Annotated in this window: 23 protein-coding genes and 4 tRNA genes; 26 read left to right on the top strand and 1 reads right to left on the bottom strand. The window is 66.6% G+C overall.

Annotated elements, in window-relative coordinates:
• The first annotated feature begins 89 nt into the window (after positions 1–89).
• Together NWFMUON74_RS32040 and htpX are read left to right on the top strand one after the other, a co-directional pair.
• Positions 90–1112 (top strand): polyprenyl synthetase family protein, encoded by a 1023-nt coding sequence (locus NWFMUON74_RS32040; RefSeq protein WP_187685438.1) that lies wholly within the window; start codon positions 90–92, stop codon positions 1110–1112.
• A gap of 87 nt (positions 1113–1199) precedes the next feature.
• On the top strand, positions 1200–2087 hold the full coding sequence (htpX, locus tag NWFMUON74_RS32035) for a zinc metalloprotease HtpX (protein ID WP_187685437.1): 888 nt from the start codon (positions 1200–1202) through the stop codon (positions 2085–2087).
• Positions 2088–2280: 193 nt separating this feature from the next.
• Here the strand turns inward: htpX and NWFMUON74_RS32030 are convergent, their stop codons facing one another.
• Positions 2281–2772 carry a YajQ family cyclic di-GMP-binding protein gene (locus tag NWFMUON74_RS32030; protein WP_187685436.1) on the bottom strand — a complete coding sequence of 164 codons (492 nt, stop codon included), beginning with the start codon at positions 2770–2772 and terminating at the stop codon, positions 2281–2283.
• 163 nt (positions 2773–2935) lie between these two features.
• On the opposite strand from NWFMUON74_RS32030, the gene NWFMUON74_RS32025 reads away from it, so the two are divergent.
• The 24 genes from NWFMUON74_RS32025 (at position 2936) to rpoB (ending at position 24771) form a co-directional block, all read left to right on the top strand.
• Positions 2936–3016, top strand: a tRNA-Tyr gene (locus NWFMUON74_RS32025).
• A 164-nt stretch (positions 3017–3180) separates the two neighbouring features.
• Positions 3181–3253 (top strand) — tRNA-Thr (locus NWFMUON74_RS32020).
• Positions 3254–3337: 84 nt separating this feature from the next.
• Positions 3338–3410 (top strand) — tRNA-Met (locus NWFMUON74_RS32015).
• A gap of 45 nt (positions 3411–3455) precedes the next feature.
• Positions 3456–3626: a 50S ribosomal protein L33 gene (rpmG, locus tag NWFMUON74_RS32010; protein WP_019049401.1), complete on the top strand. Its 171-nt coding sequence runs from the start codon at positions 3456–3458 to the stop codon at positions 3624–3626.
• A gap of 141 nt (positions 3627–3767) precedes the next feature.
• The gene (locus NWFMUON74_RS32005) at positions 3768–4853 is read left to right on the top strand and encodes a fused (3R)-hydroxyacyl-ACP dehydratase subunits HadA/HadB (protein WP_269475369.1); all 1086 of its coding nucleotides are present in this window, start codon (positions 3768–3770) and stop codon (positions 4851–4853) included.
• 214 nt (positions 4854–5067) lie between these two features.
• A tRNA-Trp gene (locus NWFMUON74_RS32000) sits at positions 5068–5140 on the top strand.
• 34 nt (positions 5141–5174) lie between these two features.
• Positions 5175–5570 (top strand): preprotein translocase subunit SecE, encoded by a 396-nt coding sequence (gene secE / locus NWFMUON74_RS31995; RefSeq protein WP_187685435.1) that lies wholly within the window; start codon positions 5175–5177, stop codon positions 5568–5570.
• A 127-nt stretch (positions 5571–5697) separates the two neighbouring features.
• Entirely contained in the window at positions 5698–6486 is a 789-nt protein-coding gene (nusG, locus tag NWFMUON74_RS31990) for a transcription termination/antitermination protein NusG (protein ID WP_187685434.1), read from the top strand.
• Positions 6487–6556: 70 nt separating this feature from the next.
• Entirely contained in the window at positions 6557–6991 is a 435-nt protein-coding gene (gene rplK / locus NWFMUON74_RS31985) for a 50S ribosomal protein L11 (RefSeq protein ID WP_187685433.1), read from the top strand.
• A 66-nt stretch (positions 6992–7057) separates the two neighbouring features.
• Positions 7058–7771, top strand: coding sequence for a 50S ribosomal protein L1 (gene rplA / locus NWFMUON74_RS31980; RefSeq protein ID WP_187685432.1), 714 nt, complete (start codon positions 7058–7060; stop codon positions 7769–7771).
• A 371-nt stretch (positions 7772–8142) separates the two neighbouring features.
• Positions 8143–8694, top strand: coding sequence for a 50S ribosomal protein L10 (rplJ, locus tag NWFMUON74_RS31975; protein WP_187685431.1), 552 nt, complete (start codon positions 8143–8145; stop codon positions 8692–8694).
• A gap of 41 nt (positions 8695–8735) precedes the next feature.
• A complete protein-coding gene (gene rplL, locus NWFMUON74_RS31970; protein WP_187685430.1) occupies positions 8736–9122 on the top strand; it encodes a 50S ribosomal protein L7/L12 in 387 nt (128 codons plus the stop codon).
• A 248-nt stretch (positions 9123–9370) separates the two neighbouring features.
• Positions 9371–10447 (top strand): ABC transporter ATP-binding protein, encoded by a 1077-nt coding sequence (locus NWFMUON74_RS31965; RefSeq protein ID WP_187685429.1) that lies wholly within the window; start codon positions 9371–9373, stop codon positions 10445–10447.
• An 11-nt stretch (positions 10448–10458) separates the two neighbouring features.
• Positions 10459–11253, top strand: coding sequence for an MlaE family ABC transporter permease (locus NWFMUON74_RS31960; protein WP_187685428.1), 795 nt, complete (start codon positions 10459–10461; stop codon positions 11251–11253).
• Positions 11254–11313: 60 nt separating this feature from the next.
• On the top strand, positions 11314–12123 hold the full coding sequence (locus tag NWFMUON74_RS31955; RefSeq protein ID WP_425300381.1) for an MlaE family ABC transporter permease: 810 nt from the start codon (positions 11314–11316) through the stop codon (positions 12121–12123).
• Positions 12120–13469 carry an MCE family protein gene (locus tag NWFMUON74_RS31950; protein ID WP_187685426.1) on the top strand — a complete coding sequence of 450 codons (1350 nt, stop codon included), beginning with the start codon at positions 12120–12122 and terminating at the stop codon, positions 13467–13469. The genes NWFMUON74_RS31955 and NWFMUON74_RS31950 overlap by 4 nt, the downstream gene beginning before the upstream one ends.
• The gene (locus NWFMUON74_RS31945) at positions 13466–14554 is read left to right on the top strand and encodes an MCE family protein (protein WP_187685425.1); all 1089 of its coding nucleotides are present in this window, start codon (positions 13466–13468) and stop codon (positions 14552–14554) included. The genes NWFMUON74_RS31950 and NWFMUON74_RS31945 overlap by 4 nt, the downstream gene beginning before the upstream one ends.
• Positions 14554–15564: an MCE family protein gene (locus NWFMUON74_RS31940; RefSeq protein ID WP_187685424.1), complete on the top strand. Its 1011-nt coding sequence runs from the start codon at positions 14554–14556 to the stop codon at positions 15562–15564. Before NWFMUON74_RS31945 ends, NWFMUON74_RS31940 begins: the two co-directional genes overlap by 1 nt.
• A 74-nt stretch (positions 15565–15638) precedes the next feature.
• Entirely contained in the window at positions 15639–16850 is a 1212-nt protein-coding gene (locus NWFMUON74_RS31935; RefSeq protein WP_425343094.1) for an MCE family protein, read from the top strand.
• The gene (locus NWFMUON74_RS31930) at positions 16847–18070 is read left to right on the top strand and encodes an MCE family protein (RefSeq protein WP_187685422.1); all 1224 of its coding nucleotides are present in this window, start codon (positions 16847–16849) and stop codon (positions 18068–18070) included. The genes NWFMUON74_RS31935 and NWFMUON74_RS31930 overlap by 4 nt, the downstream gene beginning before the upstream one ends.
• Complete coding sequence (locus NWFMUON74_RS31925; protein WP_187685421.1) at positions 18067–19308, top strand: MCE family protein; 1242 nt, start codon at positions 18067–18069, stop codon at positions 19306–19308. The genes NWFMUON74_RS31930 and NWFMUON74_RS31925 overlap by 4 nt, the downstream gene beginning before the upstream one ends.
• Before the next feature lie 27 nt (positions 19309–19335).
• Entirely contained in the window at positions 19336–20064 is a 729-nt protein-coding gene (locus NWFMUON74_RS31920) for a hypothetical protein (RefSeq protein ID WP_187685420.1), read from the top strand.
• Between the two features lie 12 nt (positions 20065–20076).
• Positions 20077–20817 carry a hypothetical protein gene (locus NWFMUON74_RS31915; protein ID WP_187685419.1) on the top strand — a complete coding sequence of 247 codons (741 nt, stop codon included), beginning with the start codon at positions 20077–20079 and terminating at the stop codon, positions 20815–20817.
• A 468-nt stretch (positions 20818–21285) separates the two neighbouring features.
• Complete coding sequence (rpoB, locus tag NWFMUON74_RS31910; RefSeq protein WP_187685418.1) at positions 21286–24771, top strand: DNA-directed RNA polymerase subunit beta; 3486 nt, start codon at positions 21286–21288, stop codon at positions 24769–24771.
• Position 24772 lies beyond the last annotated feature (1 nt).

The following is a 24772-nucleotide window of genomic DNA, read 5'->3' as shown; positions in this document are numbered from 1 at the left end:
TCGTCCCAGAGTGACTCCGTTCATGGGCACGTCATCCCCGACACGCTAGGTTCTTGGGTGTGGGGACGGAACCGGCAGTGGGAGATGGCATGAGTGCATCGTCTGTGACCGATGAGACCACCGTGGTCGCCGGGGTCGATCTCGGCGATGCCGAACTCGCTTCGACCGTGCGCAACGGTCTGGAGGAGGTCGAGAAGCTACTGATCAGTGAGCTGTCGGACGGGGAGGAGTTCCTACAGGAGGCCGCGCTGCACCTGGCCAAGGCCGGTGGCAAGCGTTTCCGCCCGCTGTTCACCATCCTCACCGGACAGCTGGGTCCGCGCCCCACCGACCCGGATCTGATCACCGCCGGCACCGTTGTCGAACTGGTGCACCTGGCCACCCTGTACCACGACGACGTGATGGACGAGGCGTCGATGCGCCGCGGCGCCCCGAGCGTGAATTCGCGCTGGGGCAACAGCATTGCGATCCTCGCCGGTGACTACCTGTTCGCCCACGCCTCGCGGCTGGTGTCCACGCTGGGCCCCGACGCCGTCCGCGTCATCGCCGAGACGTTCGCCGAACTTGTCACCGGGCAGATGCGAGAAACCATGGGGGCCAAGCAATCTCAGGACCCGGTGGAACACTACCTGCGGGTGGTGTGGGAGAAGACCGGCTCGCTGATCGCCGCCGCGGGCCGGTTCGGCGGCACCTTCTCCGGCGCGGGGCCCGAACACGTCGAGCGGCTCGCCCGCCTCGGCGACGCGGTCGGCACGGCCTTCCAGATCTCCGACGACATCATCGACATCGCCTCGGTGTCCGAGCAGTCCGGCAAGACCCCCGGCACCGATCTGCGCGAGGGCGTGCACACGCTGCCGGTGCTGTACGCGCTGCGTGACGAGGGCGCCGAGGGCGACCGGCTGCGCAAGCTGCTGGCCCGCCCGCTGGAAACCGACGCGGAGGTCACCGAGGCGCTGGAGCTGCTGTCACGCTCCCGCGGCATGGTGCTGGCCAAGGAGAAACTGCAGGGCTATGCCGACATCGCGCACGCGGAGTTGTCCGCGCTGCCGGGCGGCCCCGCCAACGAGGCGCTGGAACGCCTGGTCCGCTACACCATCGAGCGGGTCGGGTAGTTCACAGCCGGGGCCCGGAACCTTCGTCCCGCCCTCCGTCGTTGACCAGCTGTAACGCAATCGAGAACGGGGGCGTGAAGGAGTGCGATGCACGGGCACGGTGGGTTCGGTAACGGACTGAAGACGTTCGGGTTGATGGTCGGGCTGTCGGCGCTGATCGTGTTCGCCGGGGCGATGTTCCGCAATCCGACCATCCTGGTGATCGCGATCCTGCTGGCCGTCGGGATGAACGCGTACGCGTACTTCAACAGCGACAAGCTGGCGCTGAAGGCGATGCACGCGCAGCCCGTCTCCGAACTGGAGGCCCCGGTCATCTACAAGATCGTGCGCGAGCTGGCGACGGCGGCGCGGCAGCCGATGCCGCGGCTGTACATCAGCCCGACCAACGCGCCCAACGCCTTCGCCACCGGCCGCAATCCGCGGCACGCCGCGGTCTGCTGTACCAGCGGCATCCTGCAGATCCTCGATGAACGCGAGCTGCGGGCGGTGCTCGGGCACGAACTGTCGCATGTCTACAACCGCGACATCCTGATCTCCTCGGTGGCCGGCGCGATGGCGGCCGTCATTTCCGGCCTGGCCAACCTGGCCTTCTTCGCGAGTATGTTCGGCGGTGGCAACCGCGAGGGCGAGGGGCCGAACCTGCTCGGCGTGCTGCTGGTCTCGCTGCTGGGCCCGATCGCCGCCACCCTGGTCAAGCTGGCTGTCTCCCGCTCTCGCGAATACCAGGCCGACCAGGACGGCGCCGCCCTGACCGGCGACCCGCTGGCCCTGGCGTCGGCGTTGCGCAAGCTGGAACGCGGGACGCAGGCGGCCCCGCTGCCGCCGGAACCCCAGCTGACCTCCCAGTCGCATCTGATGATCGCCAACCCGTTCCGCGCCGGCGACCGCATGGCCCGCTGGTTCTCCACCCACCCGCCCATGGGCGAACGCATCGCCCGCCTGGAACAGATGGCGGGAGGGCCGCGCGCCCGCTAGCGGCAGTGCGCCTTCCCACCTCTCCTCCCCGGCATGCCGCCTACGCCCTCCCGGCGTGCCGTCCTACTTCATCCCCGGCGTGCCGTCCTACTTTCGTCCCCGGCGTGCCGTCCTACTTTCGTCCCCGGCGTGCCCTCCTACTTCATCCCCGGCGCCGTCCTACTTCATCCCCGGCGTGCTTTTCGCCGGGGGCTTACCGATAGTTCACGAACTGCAGGGCCACATCGAAGTCGGCGCCCTTGAGCAGGGAGATGACGGCTTGCAAGTCGTCGCGCTTCTTGCTGCTCACGCGGAGTTCCTCGCCCTGGATCTGGGCCTTGACACCCTTGGGGCCCTCGTCGCGAATCTTCTTCGCGATCTTCTTCGCGTTCTCCGTGGAGATGCCCTGCACGAGCGTGCCCGTGATCTTGTACACCTTTCCGGAGGCCTGCGGCTCTCCGGCGTCGAAGGCCTTCAGTGAGATGTCGCGGCGAATCAGCTTCTCCTTGAAGACCTCCAGCGCGGCCTTCACCCGGTCCTCGGACTCGGCCGACACCACGATCTTCTCCTCGCCGGACCACTCGATGCTCGCGCCGGTACCGCGGAAGTCGTAGCGGGTATTCAGCTCTTTCGCCGCCTGATTGAGCGCGTTGTCGACCTCCTGCCGATCGACCTTGCTCACCACATCGAATGACGAATCGGCCACCCTGCGCTCCTGTCTGAGATTGCGCTCCGGACGTTCCGGTAGCAGAGAACTTCTACCCCGAACCCCCGAAGTTAGTCGCGCGGGCATCGGCTTGGCCAGCCGGTTTGCGTCCGGGGGCCCGGGTCGTTGTATTCTGCTCAGCGCGCTGATTCGAGCGCGACCAGGCGGATTGCCCGAGTGGCCAAAGGGAGCTGACTGTAAATCAGCCGCGAAAGCTTCGGAGGTTCGAATCCTTCATCCGCCACCCTTCCAGGCCCGCCCCGCATCCGGGGCGGGCCTGCGTCGTTTCCGGGCGGTTCGTAGGGGTTGACCAGCCAATTTGGTAACCACGCGGTCGGGTGTGTAACCTCGTTCAAGGCTTCAGCGCCCCGGGTGCGAGAGATCGTCACACGGAGCGCGAGCAGCCGCGCCCCCTTAGCTCAGTCGGCAGAGCGTTTCCATGGTAAGGAAAAGGTCAACGGTTCGATTCCGTTAGGGGGCTCGCCGGATTGCCGGTGGTGACCGACTCGGCACTCTGAGCACCAGAATCGAGAGCCGGGCCGCACCTCCGCAGTACCGCGCATATGGCGGTGTAGCTCAGGCGGTAGAGCAAACGACTCATAATCGTTGTGTCGCCGGTTCGAGTCCGGCCATCGCTACCCATACTGATTGACCCTCTAGGTTGACCGGAAAGAAGGCATATCGTGGCCGCGAAGTCCACCGATGTCCGGCCAAAGATCACCTTGGCCTGCGAAGAGTGCAAGCATCGCAACTACATCACCAAGAAGAACCGGCGTAACGACCCGGACCGCCTCGAGCTGAAGAAGTTCTGCCCGAACTGCGGCACCCACCGGGCCCACCGCGAGTCTCGCTAAATATCTCCACGCGTGCACGCTGCCGCGTTGGTCTAAAGTGCCGGAGCAGGTTTCGCCGCTCCGGCACTTGGTGTAAGTGCGGTGGTGAGCGCTCAGCCGACTCCCGGTAGTGGGGTCAGATAGGGACAGCCTTCCGTGACAATCAACACCGGTACCGATGTCGAAACGGTTCAGTCCACCGCCGCGGCGAACGGCGAGCCGCTGGACCCCGCGGCCCACGCCGCGGCCATGGTCGGCCACCATTACCGCGTCGACGACTACTACGAGGTCGGCCGCGAGAAGGTGCGCGAGTACGCCCGCGCCGTGCAGGACTACCACCCGGTGCACTGGGACGAGGACATCGCCCAGGAGTACGGCCACGACGGTCTGGTCGCGCCGCTGACCTTCATCTCCCTGGTCGGAATTCTGGCCCAGCGCAAGCTGTTCGAGCAGGTCGTCACCGGCTACGACCTGAGCCAGATCATGCAGACCGACCAGATCCTGGAGTTCCACCGCCCGATCCGGGTCGGCGACCAGCTCGTCTGCGATGTGTACCTGCACTCGTTCCGGCAGGCCCCCGGCGGTGCCGACATGATCGTCACCAAGAACATCGTGACCGCGCAGAACGACGAGCTGGTGCTGACCACCTACACCACGCTCGTCGGCCGCAGCGGCGCCGAGATCGACCCGAGCATGGGCGAAGCCGTCCGCAACGTGCTCATGCACGGCATCGGCGAGGCGCCCGCGCACCGGCCGCGCACCGGCGCGGCGTCCACCCCGCCGCCGGAGCCTCGCGTTCCGGACTCCGCCCCCGCGCCGGGTAAGCGCGGACTGAAGTTCGAGGACGTGGCCGTCGGCACCGAGCTGCCGCCGCGCATCGTCCGGCTCACCCGCGGCGATCTGGTCAACTACGCCGGTGTCTCCGGCGACGCCAACCCCATCCACTGGAGCGACGACGTCGTGCGGCTCGTCGGGCTGGACGGCGTGGTGGCGCACGGCATGCTGACCATGGGCCTGGGTGGCGGCTTCGTCACGTCCTGGCTGGGCGACCCGGGTGCGGTCAAGGAGTACAACGTCCGGTTCACCAGCCCGGTCTACGTGCCCGCCGACCGCCCGGCCGAGATCGAGTACACCGGCAAGGTGAAGTCGGTGGACCCCGAATCGCGCACGGCCGTCGTGGCGATCGTCGCGAAATCGGAGGGGCGTAAGATCTTCGGGCGTGCGACCGCGACGGTGCAGCTGGTGTGATCCGGCGGCCCCGGCCGGACCCGATTGGCGGTCCCGAGGATCGGTAACGTACACTCGGGTTTCTGGGGTCACCAGCCGCTGCGCGCTGCTCTGAAGGGGCTGGTTCCGGACGGGAAACCGTCGGGGCCGGCATCGCCGGAGTGGCGCGCGTGTTGTGTGATACCCGGGCACAACTGAAGAGAAACGGTGCTGGATAGCGAGAACGTCCAGCCGAAGGGGCGTAGCTCAATTGGCAGAGCAGCGGTCTCCAAAACCGCAGGTTGCAGGTTCAAGTCCTGTCGCCCCTGCACTGGATGCCAGCGACGACAGCGAGGAGTGGGCGTGAGCGACGAGCGGGACATTCGCCACGGCGCGCATGCGTCCGATGACGATGACACCGCGGTGAGTCGACCGAGCGGTAAGCGGTCGGCTCGTCGGGCTCGCACCTCGTCCTCGCGGACGGATACGGGCGCGGTCGCCACGATCGAGCGTGCCGATTCGGCCCGCAAGACGTCCAAGTCGGCGGACAACAAGGCGCGGGGTTCGTCGAATCCGCTCAAGCGTCTGGTGAAGTTCCTGCGTGAGGTGGTCGCGGAACTCCGAAAGGTGATCTGGCCCAACCGCAAGCAGATGGTCACCTATACGAGCGTGGTCTTGGTGTTCGTGGTCTTCATGGTCGCGTTCATCTACGGGTTGGACGTGGCGTTCATCAAGGGTGTCGACTGGCTGTTCGGCTAGCTGACCCGCGGCGCCGGTACCCGTTCCGGTCGAGCCCGATTTCGGTCGGGCCGGGACGGCACCATCCGCCGGATTCACCTCCGGCACGCAGAGGAAGTTAGTGACGACACAGGAAGCGAGTGCCCCAGTGAGCACCCCGGAGAACGGCACAACCGAAGAGTTCCCGGTCGAGGACGTGGTGGACGAGACCACCGCCGAGGCCGTCACGGACTCTGCGGACTCCGCGCCGGCCGACGGCGGGGACGCTAGCACCGACGGCGAGAGCCCGGCAGAGCCCGAAGAGCCCGCCGACCCGGTCGCGGAGATGAAGGCCGCGCTGCGGCGCGCCCCCGGCGACTGGTACGTCGTTCACTCCTACGCCGGCTACGAGAACAAGGTGAAGGCCAACCTCGAGACCCGCGTGCAGAACCTGGGCCTCGAGGACTACATCTTCCAGGTCGAGGTGCCGACCGAGCAGGTCACCGAGATCAAGAACGGCCAGCGCAAGAACGTGCAGCGCAAGGTGCTGCCCGGCTACATCCTGGTGCGGATGGACCTCAACGACGAGTCCTGGGGCGCGGTGCGCAACACCCCCGGCGTCACCGGGTTCGTCGGCGCCACCTCGCGTCCCTCGCCGCTGTCCATCGACGACGTGGTGAAGTTCCTGATCCCGGCCGACCAGCAGCAGAAGAAGCCGGCCGCCGCGGCGAGCGCCGCCACCGGCGCCGAGTCCGCCACCGAGGCCGCGCCGAAGCCCGCCATCGAGGTCGATTTCGAGGTCGGCGAGTCGGTGACCGTCATGGACGGCCCGTTCGCGACGCTGCCGGCCAGCATCTCCGAGGTCAACGCCGAGCAGCAGAAGCTCAAGGTGCTGGTGTCGATCTTCGGTCGCGAGACCCCGGTCGAACTCGCGTTCACCCAGGTCGCGAAGATCTAAGGACTTCCGGGGCGCGTCCCCGGAGCAGGCTTGCGGAAATCCGTAAGGAACCTATACCAAGGAAAGAAAGATGCCCCCCAAGAAGAAGAAGGTCTCTGGGCTCATCAAGCTCCAGATCCAGGCCGGTCAGGCGAACCCCGCTCCGCCGGTGGGTCCCGCGCTCGGTCAGCACGGCGTCAACATCATGGAGTTCTGCAAGGCGTACAACGCCGCGACCGAGTCGCAGCGTGGCAACGTCATCCCGGTCGAGATCACGGTCTACGAAGACCGCTCGTTCGACTTCAAGCTGAAGACTCCGCCCGCCGCCAAGCTGCTGCTGAAGGCCGCCGGTGTGCAGAAGGGTTCGCCCGAGCCGCACCGCAACAAGGTCGCCACGGTCACCATGGACCAGATCCGCGAGATCGCCAAGACCAAGCAGGAAGACCTGAACGCCAACGACATCGATCAGGCGGCGAAGATCATCGCGGGCACCGCTCGCTCGATGGGCATCACCATCTCCGAGTGAGGCTCCAGGTGGGAGGGACGGCCAGTCCCGACAACCACGTCTGAACCACGAACAGGACAGAGAATCATGGCAAAACGAAGCAAGGCTTATCTCGAGGCGGCCGCCAAGGTCGACCGCGCTCAGCTCTACTCGCCGCTGGCCGCTACCCGGCTGGCGAAGGAGACCGCCACCAAGAAGACCGACGCCACCGTCGAGGTCGCCGTCCGTCTCGGTGTCGACCCCCGCAAGGCCGACCAGATGGTGCGCGGCACCGTCAACCTGCCGCACGGCACCGGTAAGACCGCGCGCGTCATCGTGTTCGCCGCCGGTGAGAAGGCCGCCGAGGCCGAGGCCGCCGGCGCCGACGCCGTGGGCGCCGAGGATCTGATCGAGCGTATCCAGGGCGGTTGGCTGGACTTCGACGCCGCGATCGCCACCCCCGACCAGATGGCCAAGGTCGGCCGCATCGCGCGCGTGCTGGGCCCCCGCGGTCTGATGCCGAACCCGAAGACGGGCACCGTCACCACCGATGTGACCAAGGCCGTCAACGACATCAAGGGCGGCAAGATCAACTTCCGCGTCGACAAGCAGGCCAACCTGCACTTCGTGATCGGCAAGGCCTCCTTCGAAGAGAAGAACCTGGTGGAGAACTACGGCGCCGCCCTCGAGGAGATCCTGCGCCTCAAGCCCTCCACCGCGAAGGGCCGCTACGTCAAGAAGGTGACGATTTCGACCAACACCGGCCCGGGCATCCCGGTGGACCCGAACCGCACCCGAAACCTCACCGAAGAGGACGCGTAGCAGCGCAACAGGTTTCGAAGGGCCGGTACCGCCAGCGGTGCCGGCCCTTCGGCTTTCCCGGACCCGTTTTGGCAGATGGGCGGAGGTTCGGTTATTCTGGACAACGGTCGTCGGCTGGTTCGGCGATCAACCCCCATAGTTCTACCGAAGACCGTTGGTCGCTGCCCTCGGGCAGTCGAAGGTCCGGCGATATTGCCGGCGGCCCACGCAGGGAGAACCGAGGTAGGGAAATAGTGCGAGTTCACTCGCGCCCTTTTCTTGTACGCCCCGGAACCTCTGCGTCCGGGGCGTCAGCTTTGTCGCCGGGGCGCTTCTCCTCCAGCGGAGTCGGTAGTTCGCAACGAACCGACCATCCAGAGAGGAGGCGAAGTATGGCAAAGACCTGGAAGGTCGACGCGGTCGAGGAGATCACCGAGCAGTTCAAGGGCTCCACCGCCACCGTGATCACGGAATACCGTGGTCTGTCGGTCGGCAAGCTCACCGAGCTGCGCCGGGCCCTGGGCGCGAACGCCACGTACTCCGTCGCCAAGAACACCCTGGTCAAGCGTGCCGCCGCCGAGGCGGGCGTGGAAGGCCTGGATGACTTGTTCGTCGGTCCGACCGCCATCACCTTCATCAGCGGTGAGCCGGTCGAGGCAGCCAAGGCGCTGAAGACCTTCGCCAAGGAGAACAAGGCGCTGGTCATCAAGGGCGGCTACATGGACGGCGCGCCGCTGTCCGTGTCCGAGGTCGAGCGGATCGCCGACCTGGAGTCGCGCGAGGTGCTGCTGTCCAAGCTGGCCGGCGCCATGAAGGGCAACCTGACCAAGGCGGCCGGCCTGTTCGCCGCGCCCGCTGGCCAGGTGGCTCGCCTGTTCGCCGCGCTCGAGGACAAGAAGCGCGCCGAGGGCGACGCGTCCGCCCCGGCCGCCGATGCCGAATAAGTCGTTCCCCCAACCCGAGACATCACTGAAAGGAAGCCATCATGGCCAACGTTGACGAGCTGCTGGAGACCATCGGCGGCATGACCCTGCTCGAGCTGTCGGACTTCGTCAAGAAGTTCGAGGAGAAGTTCGAGGTCACCGCGGCGGCTCCGGTCGCCGTCGCCGCTGTCGGTGGCGCCGCCGCCGGCGCCCCGGCCGAGGCCGCCGAGGAGCAGGACGAGTTCGACGTCATCCTCGAGGGTGCCGGCGACAAGAAGATCCAGGTCATCAAGGTCGTCCGCGAGATCGTGTCCGGCCTGGGCCTGAAGGAGGCCAAGGACCTGGTCGAGGGCGCTCCGAAGCCGATCCTGGAGAAGGTCGCCAAGGAGGCCGCCGACGCCGCCAAGACCAAGCTGGAAGAGGCCGGCGCCAAGGTGTCCGTCAAGTAATAACGGTCGCACCGTTTTTCGAAAGCGGGCGGTTCCCGGTGGAACCGCCCGCTTTCGGTCTTTTCCCGGCCGTGCTCGCCGCAGTGGTCGGTGACAAAGTTTCTACCGACGAGTCAGGTAGTCTGTCCCAGACTGGCGGCATGCGATACAGTGACCGCACCCCAGTGTGCCGCGTCACATACCGCTGGTAATGCCGTGCCGTGACGTAGCCGCTCGGGCGCTCGTCTGAAGAATTCGTGGAGGTTGGCGTGGGCGTCGAGGTCAGGACCGAAGCTGTTACCAAGTCTTTCGGTTCGCAGCGGATTTGGCAGGATGTCACGCTGACGCTGCCTCCGGGGGAAGTCAGTGCGCTGCTCGGCCCCTCCGGTACCGGTAAGTCGGTGTTCCTGAAGTCGCTGATCGGGCTGTTGCGCCCGGAGCGCGGTTCGATCTTCATCGACGGCACCGACATCACCACCTGCTCCAACAAGGAACTCTACGAGATCCGCAAACTGTTCGGCGTCCTGTTCCAGGACGGCGCGCTGTTCGGCTCGATGAATCTGTTCGACAACGTGGCCTTCCCGCTGCGCGAGCACACCAAGAAGAGCGAATCCGAGATCAAGAAGATCGTCATGGAGAAGCTCGAGCTGACCGGTCTGCTCGGTGCCGAGGGCAAGCTGCCCGGTGAGATCTCCGGTGGTATGCGCAAGCGCGCCGGCCTGGCTCGCGCGCTGGTGCTGGACCCGCAGATCATCCTCGTCGACGAGCCGGACTCGGGCCTGGATCCCGTTCGCACGACCTATCTTTCGCAGTTGCTGATCGACATCAACGCGCAGATCGACGCGACGATCCTGATCGTGACGCACAACATCAACCTGGCCCGCACCGTGCCCGACAACATCGGCATGCTGTTCCGTCGGCAGCTGGTCATGTTCGGCCCGCGCGAGGTGCTGCTCACCTCGGACGAGCCGGTGGTCAAGCAGTTCCTCAACGGCCGCATGGTCGGTCCGATCGGCATGTCGGAGGAGAAGGACGAGGCGCAGATGGCGCGCGAGCAGGCGCTCGCCGACGCCGGCCACTACGACAACGGCACCGACGAGGTCGAGGGCATCATCCCGCAGATGAAGGCCACGCCCGGAATGCCGTTCCGGCAGGCCGTGGAGCGCCGTCGCCACCGGGTCCTGGAGATCATGCACACCCTGCCGCACGCGGCGCAGGTCGCCATCCAGGAATCGATGAACGAGAACGGCGATACACAAGTCCTACCGGCCTACACCGGCAATACTCCGGAATATCAGGGCGGCGCGTACGACACCACCGTGCGTCACAACCCAACCAACGGGTAACATACGCAGCCGTGAATCAAACCCTGACGCGGCTGCGCACTCCGGTCGAGTCGGGTTTTGCCCAGGCTGGCAACATCTTCGCGCTGCTCATCAATGTCGCGCGCAAAACGTTTGTCCGGCCCTTCCAATGGCGTGAGTTCGTCGAGCAGTCGTGGTTCATCGCGAGCGTCTCGATTCTCCCTGCCGCCTTGGTGGCAATCCCGTTCGGCGCCGTTGTGGCTTTGCAGACCGGTTCACTGATCAAGCAACTCGGCGCCGAGGCGTTCACCGGCGCCACCAGTGTGCTGGCAACCGTCCAGCAGGCCGCTCCCGTCGTCACCGCGCTGATCATCGCCGGCGCCGCCGGCTCGGCCGTCGCGGCCGATCTGGGTTCGCGGACCATCCGCGAGGAGATCGACGCGATGGAGGTGCTGGGCATCGACCCGGTGCAGCGGCTGGTGGTGCCGCGCGTGCTCGGCATGATGCTGGTCGCCGTGCTGCTCAACGGTCTGGTGTCGGTCGTCGGCATCTGCGGCGGCTACGGCTTCAACGTACTGCTGCAGGGCGGCACGCCGGGCGCCTACCTGGCCTCGTTCTCCGCGCTGGCCCAACTGCCCGACCTGTGGATCGGCGAGATCAAGGCAATCATCTTCGGACTGATCGCGGGAGTTATCGCCGCTTACAAGGGTTTGCATCCGAAGGGGGGACCGAAAGGAGTGGGTGACGCGGTGAACCAATCCGTGGTGATCACCTTCCTGGTGCTCTTCTTCGTCAATCTGATTCTGACGTTGGTGTACCTGCAGGTCGTCCCGGCCAAGGGCTCCTGACCCATGGTGGTGTCACAGCGTTCCCCGGTGTTCGCCAAGCAGCTGCGCCGGGTCGGCAGGATGCTGCGCGGACCGGTCGACGTGATCGATCGCGCCGGCGATCAGATGTCGTTCTACTCCAAGGCCATCGCGTGGATTCCGCGCACGGTGGTGCACTACCGCAAGGAGGTCATGCGGCTGCTGGCCGAGGTGACCTTCGGCTCCGGCGCCCTGGCGGTGATCGGCGGCACCATCGGCGTGGTCGTGATGATGTCGGCATCGGTCGGCGTGGTCGTGGGCCTGCAGGGTTTCAAGGCGCTCGACGCGCTGGGCAGCGGCGTGCTGACCGGATTCCTCACCGGCTACATCAACACCCGCGAGCTGGCCCCGCTCGTCGCGGCGCTGGCGCTGTCGGCGACGGTCGGCTGTGGTTTCACCGCGCAACTCGGGGCCATGCGGATCTCCGAGGAGATCGACGCGCTCGAGGTGATGGCGGTGCCGGGGGTGCCGTTCCTGGTGACCACCCGCGTGATCGCCGGTTTCACCGCCGTGATCCCGCTGTACATCGTCGGCCTGCTGGGCACGTTCCTGGCCTCGCGGCAGATCAGTGTGTGGTTCAACGGGCAATCGACCGGGTCATATGACCACTACTTCAGTCTGTTCCTGCCACCCGAGGACGTGTTGTATTCGTTCCTCAAGGTGCTGGTCTTCGCGTTCGTCATCATCCTGATCCACTGCTACTACGGCTTCACCGCGACCGGCGGTCCGGCCGGTGTCGGCGTGGCGGTCGGACGTGCGGTGCGGGCCTCGATCGTGCTGATCAACATTCTGGATTTCTTCCTCAGTCTTGCTATTTGGGGAACGACTACTACCGTGCGGGTGGCCGGATGAACGGGGTGCAGTTCTGGCGCTCCACGGAGAAGATCCGGGTGCGCACTCTCGGTCTGCTGTTCTTCGTGGTGATGGCGCTGTTCCTGGCGACCACGATCGCGGCCTACAACAAGGTGTGGGTCAAGACGGTGAAGGTCGACCTGGTCACCGACACCGTGGGAAACGCGTTGACGCGCAACGCCGATGTGAAGGTGCGCGGCGTCAATGTGGGCGAGGTCCGCTCCAGCGAGTCCGCGGGCGGCAAGGTCACCTTGCACCTGTCGCTGAGCCCGGACAAGGCGAAGAAGATCCCGTCCAACGTGACCGCGCGCCTGCTGCCCAAGACGCTGTTCGGCGAGCGCTACGTGGAACTGGTCTGGCCCGAGCAGCCCAGTGGCGAGCCGCTGCGAGCGGGCATGACCCTGCAGCAGGATGCCAGCGGCAACGCCGTCGAGGTCAGCCAGCTGCTCGACTCGGTGCTACCGCTGCTGCAATCCATTCCGCCGCAATATCTGGCCTCCACGCTGGGCGCGCTGTCGCAGGCGCTCGGCGGGCAGGGCGAGGAGCTGGGCCACACGATCGACCGGCTGGACACCATCTTCCGCGACCTGAACGGCGTGATGCCGGCCCTGCAGGACGACATCCGCCAGTTCGCCACCGTGGCCGACACCTACTCCGACGCGCTGCCGCAACTGGTCGACGCCTTCGACAACCTGCGTGCGCTCAACGCGACCATCGTGCAGAAGCGCACCCAGCTCGACACGCTGTACGCGGTACTGACGCCGACCTCGGCGCAGACGGCCGATTTCCTGCTGGCCAACCACGACAACATCATCGATATCGCGGCCGACTCGCGCACCGCGCTGGAACTGCTGGGCACCTATTCGCCTACCTTCGCGTGCACGTTCAAGAACTTCGCGCAGCTGAAGCCGCGTATCGACAACATCTTCGGCAAGGGCACGGACCTGCCGGGCTCGCGGGTGTCGATCATGCTGACCAACACCCGCGGCCGCTACCTGCCCAACCAGGACGAGCCGCGCTGGCTCGACGAGCGCCCGCCGGTGTGCTTCCCGGAGTTCCCCGGTGGCGTGGACTCCGGCCAGTACCCGACCGGCTCGGCCAACGACGGCTCCTATCAGCCACCCAGCCGCAACCCGGGTGACCCGGACATCGGCCAGGTCCCCCCGGCCCAGTTCTCGGTGTACGGCGGGCAGGCCGCCCCCACCCTGGCGGGCTCCCCGGCCGAACAGCACACCCTGGGCGCGATCTATGGTGCGGCCAACGGGGTTTCGCCGGATCAGGTGCCGAGCTGGGTGACCCGGATCGGCGCGCCGGCCCTGCGCGGAAGCGAGGTGAGTGTGAAGTGAGCGGCAATCTACGTGGGCTCGGCGGACCGCTGACCAAACTCGCCATCTTCATCGTGGTGACGCTGTTCGCGACCGCGCTGCTCGGTGTCACCATCGCCAACTATTCGGGCGGCGGTCCGGAATTCAAGGCGCGGTTCACCGATGTCACCTCGCTCAACAAGGGCGACGAGGTGCGCATCGCGGGTGTGCGGGTCGGCAAGGTGACCAAGGTGTCGGTGGTCGGCCACAACCAGGCCGAAGTGAAATTCCAACTGACCGACCGGGATTGGCTGCCCGCCTCGACCACGGCCACCATCCGTTACCGGAACCTGGTCGGCCAGCGCTACATCGCGCTCGAGCAGGGCACCGGGCAGCAGGGCCGCAAACTCAACGAGGGCGGCACGATCCCGCTGGACCGCACCCGCCCGGCGCTGAATCTGACCACGCTGTTCAACGGTTTCCGCCCGCTGTTCCAAACGCTGTCGGCCGACGACGTGAACAAGCTGTCCTACGAGATCATCCAGGTCTTCCAGGGTGAGTCCGGCACCATCACCGAATTGGTGTCGAATACGGCGAGCCTGACCAACAAGATCGCCGACAAGGACGCGGTGATCGGCGAGATCGTGAAGAACCTCAATGCCGTGCTGGACTCGATCAATTCGCGCGACGGCCAACTCGACGATCTCATCGTCAATACCGAGGCGCTGGTCAGCGGACTGAACGCCGAGCGGGGCACGATCGGCTCGGCCGTGCAGTCGCTGGGCAACCTGGCCTCGGCCACGGCCGATCTGCTGGTGCCCACCCGCCCGACCCTGCAGGGTTCGATCGCCGGGCTGAACCAGCTCACCGGCACCCTGAACGATCGGTCGGACGAGGTGAACGAGGGCTTGGGGAACCTGCCGATCAAGATGGAGAAGCTGGGCCGCGCCGCGAGTTACGGCTCCTGGTTCCAGTTCTATCTGTGCGGCATCGATATCGTCGCCGGGCCGGGAACCAGGGACGCGCCGCAGCTGAACATGCCGGCCGCGATCACCGATCTGCCGACGGTGAACCAGCCGCTCTACACCAACCCGGCCCCGCGTTGTCATGGGAAGGGTGGCCGCTGATGGACGACCGGCAACTGACCGGTAAGCGCAGCCCCGCCTTCATGGGCGGGCTGGGCCTGTTCCTCGTACTGCTGATCACGGTGTCGGTGTTCTTCCTGGACCGGCTGCCGCTCATCGGCGCGGGCACCAAGTACACCGCGGAGTTCTCCGAGGCGGCCGGGCTCAAGAAGGGCAACGAGGTCCGCATCGCCGGTGTGAAGGTCGGCTCGGTCGCCGACGTGCGCCTGGACGGCGACAAGGTGCTGGTGGACTTCCGCACCAAGGACGCCTGGGTCGGCGACGACACCACGGCCTCGATCCAGATCAAGACGGTGCTCGGCCAGAAGTACCTGGCGCTGGACCCGAAGGGGTCGCACGTCGCCGATCCGGGCAAGCCGATTCCGTTGTCGCGCACCGTGTCTCCCTACGACGTCACCGAGGCGTTCCAGGAGGTCGCGAAGGATCTCGAGCAGACCGACACCGGCCGGCTGGCCGCCAGCATGCGGGTGCTGTCGGACGCGTTCTCGGGCACCCCGCCGGAGATCCGCGGCGCCATCGACGGCATCGGCCGGTTGTCGGAGACCTTGGCCAAGCGCGACGAGCAGCTGAAGCAGTTGTTCGCGGCGACCAACAAGACCACCAAGGTGCTCGCCGACCGCAACGCCGAATTCGAGCGTCTGCTCGCCAACGGCGGTGAACTGCTGGCCGAGTTGAATGTGCGCCAGCAGGCCATCTCGCAGCTGCTGACCGGCGCCAGGACGGTGGCCGCGGAGCTGACGGCCCTGGTGCACGACAACGAGGAGCAGATCGGCCCGGCGCTGACCAACCTGAAGTCGGCCATCGACATGCTCAACGACAACCAGCAGAACATCTCCAAGACGCTGACGCTGGCCGCGCCGTTCTACGGCTTGTACGCCAACGTGCTCGGCACCGGTCGCTGGTTCGACGCCGTGATCGTCAACCTGACCCCGCCGGCGCTGCCGGAGATCCCGGGCGATCGTCCGCCGATCCGGAATCTGGGAGGCTACTGATGACGGCGTCTCGTTCGGTGGGCACCCGCCGGGATCCGCTGACCGCGTTCCGGCAGGCCGGCCGCGGCACCAAGATGCTGGTCGCCGGGGCTCTGGTCGTGGTGGTCGTGCTCGCCGGTGTGCTGTGGTGGCTGTTCGACAACTACAACACCACCAAGATCACCGCGTACTTCGACAAGTCGATCGGCATCTACGAGGGCTCGGACGTCCGCATCCTCGGCGTGCCGGTGGGCAAGGTGGATTCGGTCGAGCCCGCGGGTGAGCAGGTGAAGGTCACCATGCGGGTCGACCGGAACTACGACATCCCGGCCGACGCCAAGGCCGCCCAGATCACGCCGTCGGTGGTGTCGGACCGCTACATCCAGCTCACGCCCGTCTACAAGGGCGGACCGAAGATGCCGCGCACCGCGACGATTCCGAAGGAGCGCACCGCGACTCCGGTGGAGGTCGACCGGCTCTACAAGTCGATCGCGCAGCTGTCCGAAGCGCTGGGCCCCGACGGCGCCAACAAGGACGGCGCGCTGAACGAGCTGGCGCGCACCTCGGCGGCGAACCTCGCCGGTAACGGTGCGGCGCTGGGCAACAGCCTGACCCAGCTCTCGTACGCGGCGCGATATCTGTCCGACGCGCGCGGCGACATCTTCGACACCGTCAAGAATTTGCAGATCTTCGTGCGCACACTCGCCGAGAGCGACCAGCAGGTGCGTCAATTCAATACGCAGCTGGCGGATCTGGCCGGTTTCCTCGCCGACGAGCGCCAGAACCTCGGCCAGGCCCTGCACCTGCTGTCGATCGGGCTCGGCGACGTGGCCCGGTTCATCGACGACAACCGGGGCCTGATCGCGGAGAACGCCGAGGCGTTGACGAAGCTGACCCAGACCCTGTCCGACCAGCGCCAGGATGTCGCCGCCCTGCTGCCGGTGCTGCCGCTGGCGCTGAGCAACCTGATCAACGTGCACAACGGCGAGTCCGGCACGCTGGACATGCGCGCCAACTTCACCGATCTGGAGAACCCGTTCGGCGCGGTCTGCAAGATGCTCGATCTCGGCCAATTGCGGCCCGGGGACCCGAAATTCGACGCGATCAGCCGGCAGCTGCGCCCGATCCTGGATCAGTGCAAGACGATCACCGACCAGGTCAAGGCCGGGGTGTCCACCCCGTCGCTGATCCTGCCGTTCGGCATCCTCAGCGGGGAGAACCAGCAGCGGGCCCCCGTCCCCGGCACGGTGCCGGGCACGCCGTCGGATCAGCTGCCGCCGTCTCAGCAGGAAGGTGGGACGCGATGACGATCCGATTCGTCCGCGGGTGCGCGGCCGCCACCGTGCTCGGAATCTCGGCGGCGCTGGTCACCTCCTGCGCCTCCGACGGCATCTACAGCGTGCCGCTACCCGGCGGCGCCGACGTCGGTGAGCACCCGATGCACATCGACGTCCGATTCGACGACGTGCTCGATCTGGTGCCGCAGTCGGCGGTGAAGGTGGACGGTGTGGCCGTGGGCCGGGTCGAGAAGATCGACGTGGCGCCCGACGGCTGGACCGCCAACGTCCGCACGCTGGTCAACTCGTCGGTGAAGCTGCCCGCCAACGCGCACGCCGAGGTGAAGCAGTCGAACCTGCTGGGCGAGAAGTTCGTGGAACTGTCTGTGCCGAAACAGGAACCGGCCACCGGCACGCTGGCCGACGGCGCCGTCATCCCGACCGAGCGCACCCGGCACGCCACCGAGGTGGAGCAGGTGCTGGGCGCGCTGTCACTGCTGCTCAACGGCGGCGGGGTGGCACAGCTGCAGCCGATCGTGTCGGAGCTGAACAAGACCTTCGCCGGTCGCGAGGACAAGGTGCGCTCGCTGCTGGACCAGGCCAACCTCCTGATCGACGGCCTGAACGACCAGGTCGGCGAGATCCAGCACGCGTTGGACGGCCTCGGCACGCTGTCGTCGCGGGTCGGCCAGCAGACCGAGCAGATCGGCAAGATCCTCGACGAGCTGCCCGCCGGCATCAAGGTGCTCGACGAGCAGCGCCCGCAGTTGATCGGGCTGCTGCAGCAACTCGATCGCGTGGGCCAAGCCGGTTTCGACGTGCTCGACCGGTCCAAGGAGAATTTGATCCGCGACCTGCAGGCGCTGCGCCCGACGCTGCAGGAGCTGGGCCGTTCGGCGCCGGACCTGGTGACCGCGTTCCCGCTCATCCCGACCTACCCCTTCCCGGACGAGGCGATCAAGTCCGCGATCGGCGGCTCGGTCAACACCTGGCTGTCGGTGGATCTGCAGATCGGCACCACGCTGTCGAATCTCGGTGTGGGCAAACCGGATCCGGTGTACGTCCCGCCGCGGTACGGGCCGCCGGTGCCGGTGAACCCGACCAATCCGTACTACAACGGCAACGGCCCGCGTCCGGGCTGGCCGACGGTGTCGCTGCTGCCGCTGCCGCCGACCGTCGTCGCACCGGCCACCGGGCCGGGTGATCCGATCGGCTCGATCCTGGAGCAGTTGGGAGTGAAGCCGCGATGAGCAAGTTGGTGCGCTACCAGCTGATCGCCTTCGTCGTGATCGCGGTGCTCGGCGTCGTGTTCGTCGGCGGCAAGTACATCAAGTTCGATCACATGCTGGGCTTCGGCCAATACCAGGTGAAGGTGACCGCGAAGGAGACCGGCAACCTGTCCAAGGGGGCCGAGGTCACCTACCGCGGCGTCCCGGTCGGCCGGGTCGACTCCCTCGACATCACGCCCGACGGAGTCGTCATCTACCTGGAGCTGGATTCGGGCAAGCCGAAGGTGCCGCAGACGGCGAAGGCCGTGGTGGCCAACCGCTCGGCGATCGGTGAGCAGTACGTGGATCTGGTGCCGAGCTCCTCGGGCGGCCCGTATCTGAAGGACGGCTCGGTGATCGACGGCGCCGAGGTGCCGATCCGGGTCGAGGAATTGCTCGCCAGCGTCAACGGTTTCGCGAGCACGACGGATCTGCAGGCGGTGTCCACCACCATCACCGAGCTGGGCAAGGCGTTCGACGGGCAGGGCGACAACCTGCGTGTGCTGGTCGACTCGCTGAACAAGTTCAGCCAGACCGGCGTCGAGGCGCTGCCGCAGACGGTCGATCTGATCCGGGACGCGCAGACCGTGCTCGGCACCCAGGCCGAGCAGTCGCCGGCGATCCGCCGCTTCAGCGACGGCCTGGACAAGCTGGCCGTGCAGCTGCGCGCCAACGATCCCGACATTCGCCGCCTGATCGGCACCGGCGCCGACGCGGGCAACGCCGTCGGCGGCCTGCTGGACGAGAGCGGCGCGGCGCTGACCACCGATCTGACCAATCTGCGTGCGCTGCTGCTGGCCATCTCGCCGAAGTACTACGCGCTGAAACCGCTGGTGCAGATGCTGCCGCTGCTGTCGATCGGCGGCTCGGCGACCGCGCCCGGCGACAACACCAGCCACTTCGGGCTGGTACTCGAGACCAACAACCCACCGGCTTGTACCGTCGGCTACGAGGGCACGAAGCGGATTCTCGAACAGATGAAGGCGCAGAACCCGAACTTCGACGACACCCGCGACGATTTCCCGTTCAACACCGACGCGAAATGCACTGTGCCATTCGGCAATCCGACCGCGGTGCGCGGCGGTGAGCGGGCGGATCTGGCCGATCCGAGCATCCCGCAGCCGTGGGATGCCACGCCGAAGACCGACCCGGACAAGCTGAACCTGAATCCGGTCGCCGCCCAGCTGGCCCCCCTCATCGGGGTGACCCCGAAGCGGTGATCGCGAATACGACGCTAGGGTGTCGCTGTGAGTTCTGATTCGACCGACCAGCCGTCGCCGACCGCGGCGGAAGCTGCCGCGCCGGTCGCGCCTCCGTCCACGGAGCGCACGGCCGATGCCGCGTCCGCCACGACGCTGCGCACGGTGATCACCGCGATAGCTGCGGTGTGGCTGGTCGTGGCGGTGGTCGCCGCGGCCTGGTTCGGCGTCGGCTGGGCGCGCGCCGCCTGGTTCACCGACGGTCCCCGCGCCGATGCCCGCGACAGCGCGCTGGACGCGGCGCGGCAGGCGGCCATCAACCTGTCCTCGATGAACCCCGACAACATCGACGGTTCGATCGATCTGATGAAGTCTTCGATGACCGGTGACATGCTCGCCCAGCTCGATCAGAACCGCGACCGCATCAAGCAGGCCGCGCAGAACTCCAAGACCAAGATCGACGCCAAGGTGCTGGGCGCGTCGCTGAACTCCCTGGACAGCGAGCGCGACAAGGCCTCCGCCATCGTGGTGCTGCAGCTGACCCAGACCGCGCCCAACGTGCCGGTGCAGTCGTTCCGCGCGACCTGGACGCTGGACATGGCCAAGGCCGGCGACGTGTGGAAGACCGAACAGGCGAACTCGCTGGGGCAGATGGTCCCGCTGAACGCCCCCGACCTGACCGGCGCCCCCGGGCAGCCCGGCGGCGCCCCGGCGCCCGCTCCCGCGCCGAGCGAGGCGCCCGCGCCGCCCGCCCAACCGGGTCAGCCGGGATCGTAGGAGGTAGCCGTCATGACTTCGCGCCGACCCGTCAACAAGGTCTCGAACCGCCTGCGCCCATCCGATCGGACCTCGGTGACCACGCAACGGACGGTCCGCCGGCCCGTCGATCGTTCTCCGCGGGAGGGTCGCTCGGATCGTAAGTCCGCAGCGGACCGGTCCGTCTCCGGCACCCGCCGGTCGACGGCCGACCGTTCGTCGGGTGCCGGTTCCTCGGCCGGTGACCGCCGTCCGTCGTTCCGGTGGCCCGATGCCCGCGCGCTGCGCTCCTCCTGGAGCCTCGCGGCCGCGCTGCTGGTCGCGGCCGTGCTGCTCAGCGGCTTCGCCGCGGTAGCGGCCTTCCGTCCCGGCGTGGCCGACGGCAACGACGCCTACGTCGACACGCGCGCGACGCAGGAGGTCACCGCCGCGGCCGACCACGCGCTGAAGACGCTCTACTCCTACGACGTGAAGACCATCGGCGGCTACAAGGATGCCGTGCACGGCGTCGTCACCGGCAAGATGCTCGCCGATTTCGACAAGTTCGCCGACACCACGGTCTCGGCCATCCAGCAGGCGCAGTCGACCGCGCAAGCCACAGCCGACCCCATTGGTGTGACTTTGCTCACCGACGACCGCGCGGAGTTGCTGGTCAACCTGACGGTGAGCGCTACGAAGAACAACGTTCCGCAGGAGAGCGCGTCGGGTCCGATCGTGCTGCGCATGGAGAAGCTCGACGGCCACTGGCTGGCGAGTGAAATCGCCGACCGCTGAGCAATCGATCAGCAATCTTCCCTGCTCAACCTGCGATTCGCTGCAATTACGGTTGCATGCACAACGGAATCAACAGGGGATTTGCCCCCTCCTACACTTGACGAGTTTCGTCCGACCAGTCACGCTATTCACAACAGCGGCAGCTGCCACAGGGCCTCCGGGCCCGGGTGGATTCGCCGCCGAAGGCTCGAACGCAGCCAGCGTGATGGGGTCCTCGGCGCGCCAGCCGTCCGAAACACGGTTCGGATGGTACTTTGACACCCTCTCTGTATGGGTGTAGGTTTGGAGTTTGCGCTGGCTGCCTCCTGTCCTTACCTTGATCGCATCACGAAAGTTCCACCGTCGAGGTGTTACTTCCGTTCTTTGCTGTTCGGGTTTCGTTCGGGTCGTAACCAGCGGAATTCGTAGCAGACAAGCGACGGTCGAGTGGTGTCACGTACGTACTGACACCACCCGGACGCGCGTGAGGTGCTGGAAGGACGCATCTTGGCAGTCTCCACCCAGACCAAGGCCGGTATCCCCGGAGCCCCGAAGCGGGTGTCTTTCGCGAAGATCCGCGAGCCTCTCGAGGTTCCGGGTCTTCTCGATCTACAGACCGATTCGTTCGCCTGGCTGATCGGTTCGCCGGATTGGCGGGAGAAGGCGATCGCCCGTGGCGACGTCAACCCGTTCGGCGGGCTCGAGGAGGTGCTCGAGGAACTCTCGCCGATCGAGGACTTCTCGGGCTCGATGTCCCTGTCCTTCTCCGATCCACGCTTCGAAGAGGTCAAGGCCTCCATCGAAGAGTGCAAGGACAAGGACATGACCTACGCGGCGCCGTTGTTCGTCACCGCGGAGTTCATCAACAACAACACCGGTGAGATCAAGTCGCAGACGGTCTTCATGGGCGACTTCCCGATGATGACCGACAAGGGCACGTTCATCATCAACGGCACCGAGCGTGTCGTGGTCTCGCAGCTGGTTCGCTCGCCCGGTGTGTACTTCGACGAGTCCATCGACAAGGCCACGGAGAAGCTGCTGCACAGCGTCCGCGTGATCCCGAGCCGGGGCGCGTGGCTGGAGTTCGACGTCGACAAGCGCGACACCGTCGGCGTGCGCATCGACCGCAAGCGGCGCCAGCCGGTCACCGTCCTGCTGAAGGCGCTGGGCATGACGACCGAGGAGATCGCCGAGCGCTTCGGCTTCTCGGAGATCATGATGTCCACCCTGGAGAAGGACAACACCGCCGGCCAGGACGAGGCGCTGCTCGACATCTACCGCAAGCTGCGTCCGGGCGAGCCGCCGACCAAGGAGTCCGCGCAGACCCTGCTGGAGAACCTGTTCTTCAAGGAGAAGCGCTACGACCTGGCTCGCGTCGGCCGTTACAAGGTCAACAAGAAGCTGGGCCTCAACGCCGGCGAGCCGATCACCGGCTCGGTGCTCACCCGCGAGGACATCGTCGCGACCATCGAGTACCTGGTGCGCCTGCACCAGGGCGACCGCGAGATGACCGCCCCGGGCGGCGTCGAGGTCGCGGTCGAGGTGGACGACATCGACCACTTCGGCAACCGTCGCCTGCGCACCGTCGGCGAGTTGATCCAGAACCAGATCCGGGTCGGCCTGTCGCGCATGGAGCGCGTCGTGCGCGAGCGCATGACCACGCAGGACGTCGAGGCCATCACACCGCAGACCCTGATCAACATCCGTCCCGTCGTGGCCGCGATCAAGGAGTTCTTCGGCACCTCGCAGCTGTCGCAGTTCCTGGATCAGAACAACCCGCTGTCGGGCCTGACCCACAAGCGCCGCCTGTCGGCGCTGGGTCCGGGCGGTCTGTCCCGTGAGCGCGCCGGCCTCGAGGTGCGCGACGTGCACCCGTCGCACTACGGCCGCATGTGCCCGATCGAGACGCCGGAAGGCCCGAACATCGGCCTGATCGGCACCCTGTCGGTGTACGCGCGGGTCAACCCGTTCGGCTTCATCGAGACGCCGTACCGCAAGGTGGTCGACGGCAAGGTGACCGACGAGGTCGTCTACCTGACCGCCGACGAGGAAGACCGCCACGTCCGCGCCCAGGCGAACTCCGCCGTCGACGCCGACGGCAACTTCCTCGACGAGCGCGTCCTCGCGCGCCGCGGCAACGAGGAGATGGAGTACGTCGTCCCGAACGAGGTCGACTACATGGACGTCTCGCCGCGCCAGATGGTGTCGGCCGCGACGGCCATGATTCCGTTCCTCGAGCACGACGATGCCAACCGTGCCCTGATGGGCGCGAACATGCAGAAGCAGGCCGTGCCGCTGATTCGCGCCGAGTCGCCGCTGGTCGGCACCGGTATGGAATTGCGCGCCGCGGTCGACGCGGGCGACATGGTCGTGAACGAGAAAGCCGGTGTGGTCGAAGAGGTTTCGGCCGATTACATCACCGTCATGCACGACGACGGCACGCGCCGTAGCTACCGCATGCGGAAGTTCTCGCGGTCGAATCAGGGCACGTGCGCCAACCAGCGTCCGATCGTGGACGAGGGCCAGCGGGTCGAGCAGGGCCAGGTGCTGGCCGATGGTCCGTCCACCGAGAACGGTGAGATGGCGCTCGGCAAGAACCTGCTCGTGGCGATCATGCCGTGGGAGGGTCACAACTACGAGGACGCGATCATCCTGTCGCAGCGTCTGGTGGAAGAGGACGTCCTCACCTCGATTCACATCGAGGAGCACGAGATCGACGCCCGTGACACCAAGCTGGGTGCCGAGGAGATCACCCGCGACATCCCGAACGTCTCCGATGAGGTCCTCGCCGACCTCGACGAGCGGGGCATCGTGCGTATCGGCGCGGAGGTCCGCGACGGTGACATCCTCGTCGGCAAGGTCACGCCGAAGGGCGAGACGGAGCTGACCCCCGAGGAGCGCCTGCTGCGGGCGATCTTCGGTGAGAAGGCGCGCGAAGTGCGTGACACCTCGCTGAAGGTGCCGCACGGCGAGTCCGGCAAGGTGATCGGTATCCGGGTGTTCTCCCGCGAGGACGACGACGACCTGCCCCCGGGTGTCAACGAGCTGGTCCGCGTGTACGTGGCGCAGAAGCGCAAGATCCAGGACGGTGACAAGCTCGCCGGACGCCACGGCAACAAGGGCGTCATCGGCAAGATCCTCCCCAAGGAGGATATGCCGTTCATGCCCGACGGCACCCCGGTCGACATCATCCTGAACACCCACGGTGTCCCGCGTCGTATGAACATCGGCCAGATCCTGGAGACCCACCTCGGCTGGGTCGCCAAGGCGGGCTGGAAGGTCGAGGGCGACCCCGACTGGGCGAAGAACCTGCCGGAGGAGATGTGGGGCCAGGAGCCCGATACCAACATCGCCACCCCGGTGTTCGACGGCGCCCAGGAGGACGAGCTGACCGGTCTGCTCGGGTCCACCCTGCCCAACCGCGACGGTGAGGCGATGGTGAACGCCGACGGCAAGGCCACGCTGTTCGACGGTCGTTCGGGTGAGCCGTTCCCGTATCCGGTGGCGGTGGGCTACATGTACATCTTGAAGCTGCATCACTTGGTGGACGACAAGATTCACGCGCGGTCGACGGGTCCGTACTCGATGATCACCCAGCAGCCGTTGGGTGGTAAGGCGCAGTTCGGTGGTCAGCGCTTCGGTGAGATGGAGTGCTGGGCCATGCAGGCCTACGGCGCCGCCTACACCCTGCAAGAACTGCTCACCATCAAGTCCGACGACGTGGTGGGCCGCGTCAAGGTCTACGAGGCGATCGTCAAGGGCGAGAACATCCCGGAGCCGGGCATCCCCGAATCCTTCAAGGTGCTTCTCAAGGAACTGCAGTCGCTGTGCCTCAATGTCGAGGTGCTGTCCTCCGACGGCGCGGCGATCGAACTGCGTGAAGGCGAGGACGAGGACCTGGAGCGCGCCGCGGCGAACCTGGGAATCAACCTGTCCCGCAACGAGGCTGCAACGGTCGACGACCTGGCGCAGTGAG

Source organism: Nocardia wallacei (genome assembly GCF_014466955.1).
In the GTDB taxonomy this organism is placed as follows: domain Bacteria; phylum Actinomycetota; class Actinomycetes; order Mycobacteriales; family Mycobacteriaceae; genus Nocardia; species Nocardia wallacei.
The sequence above is the reverse complement of the archived record's forward strand: the minus strand, read 5'-3'. Positions and strand labels throughout refer to the sequence as shown.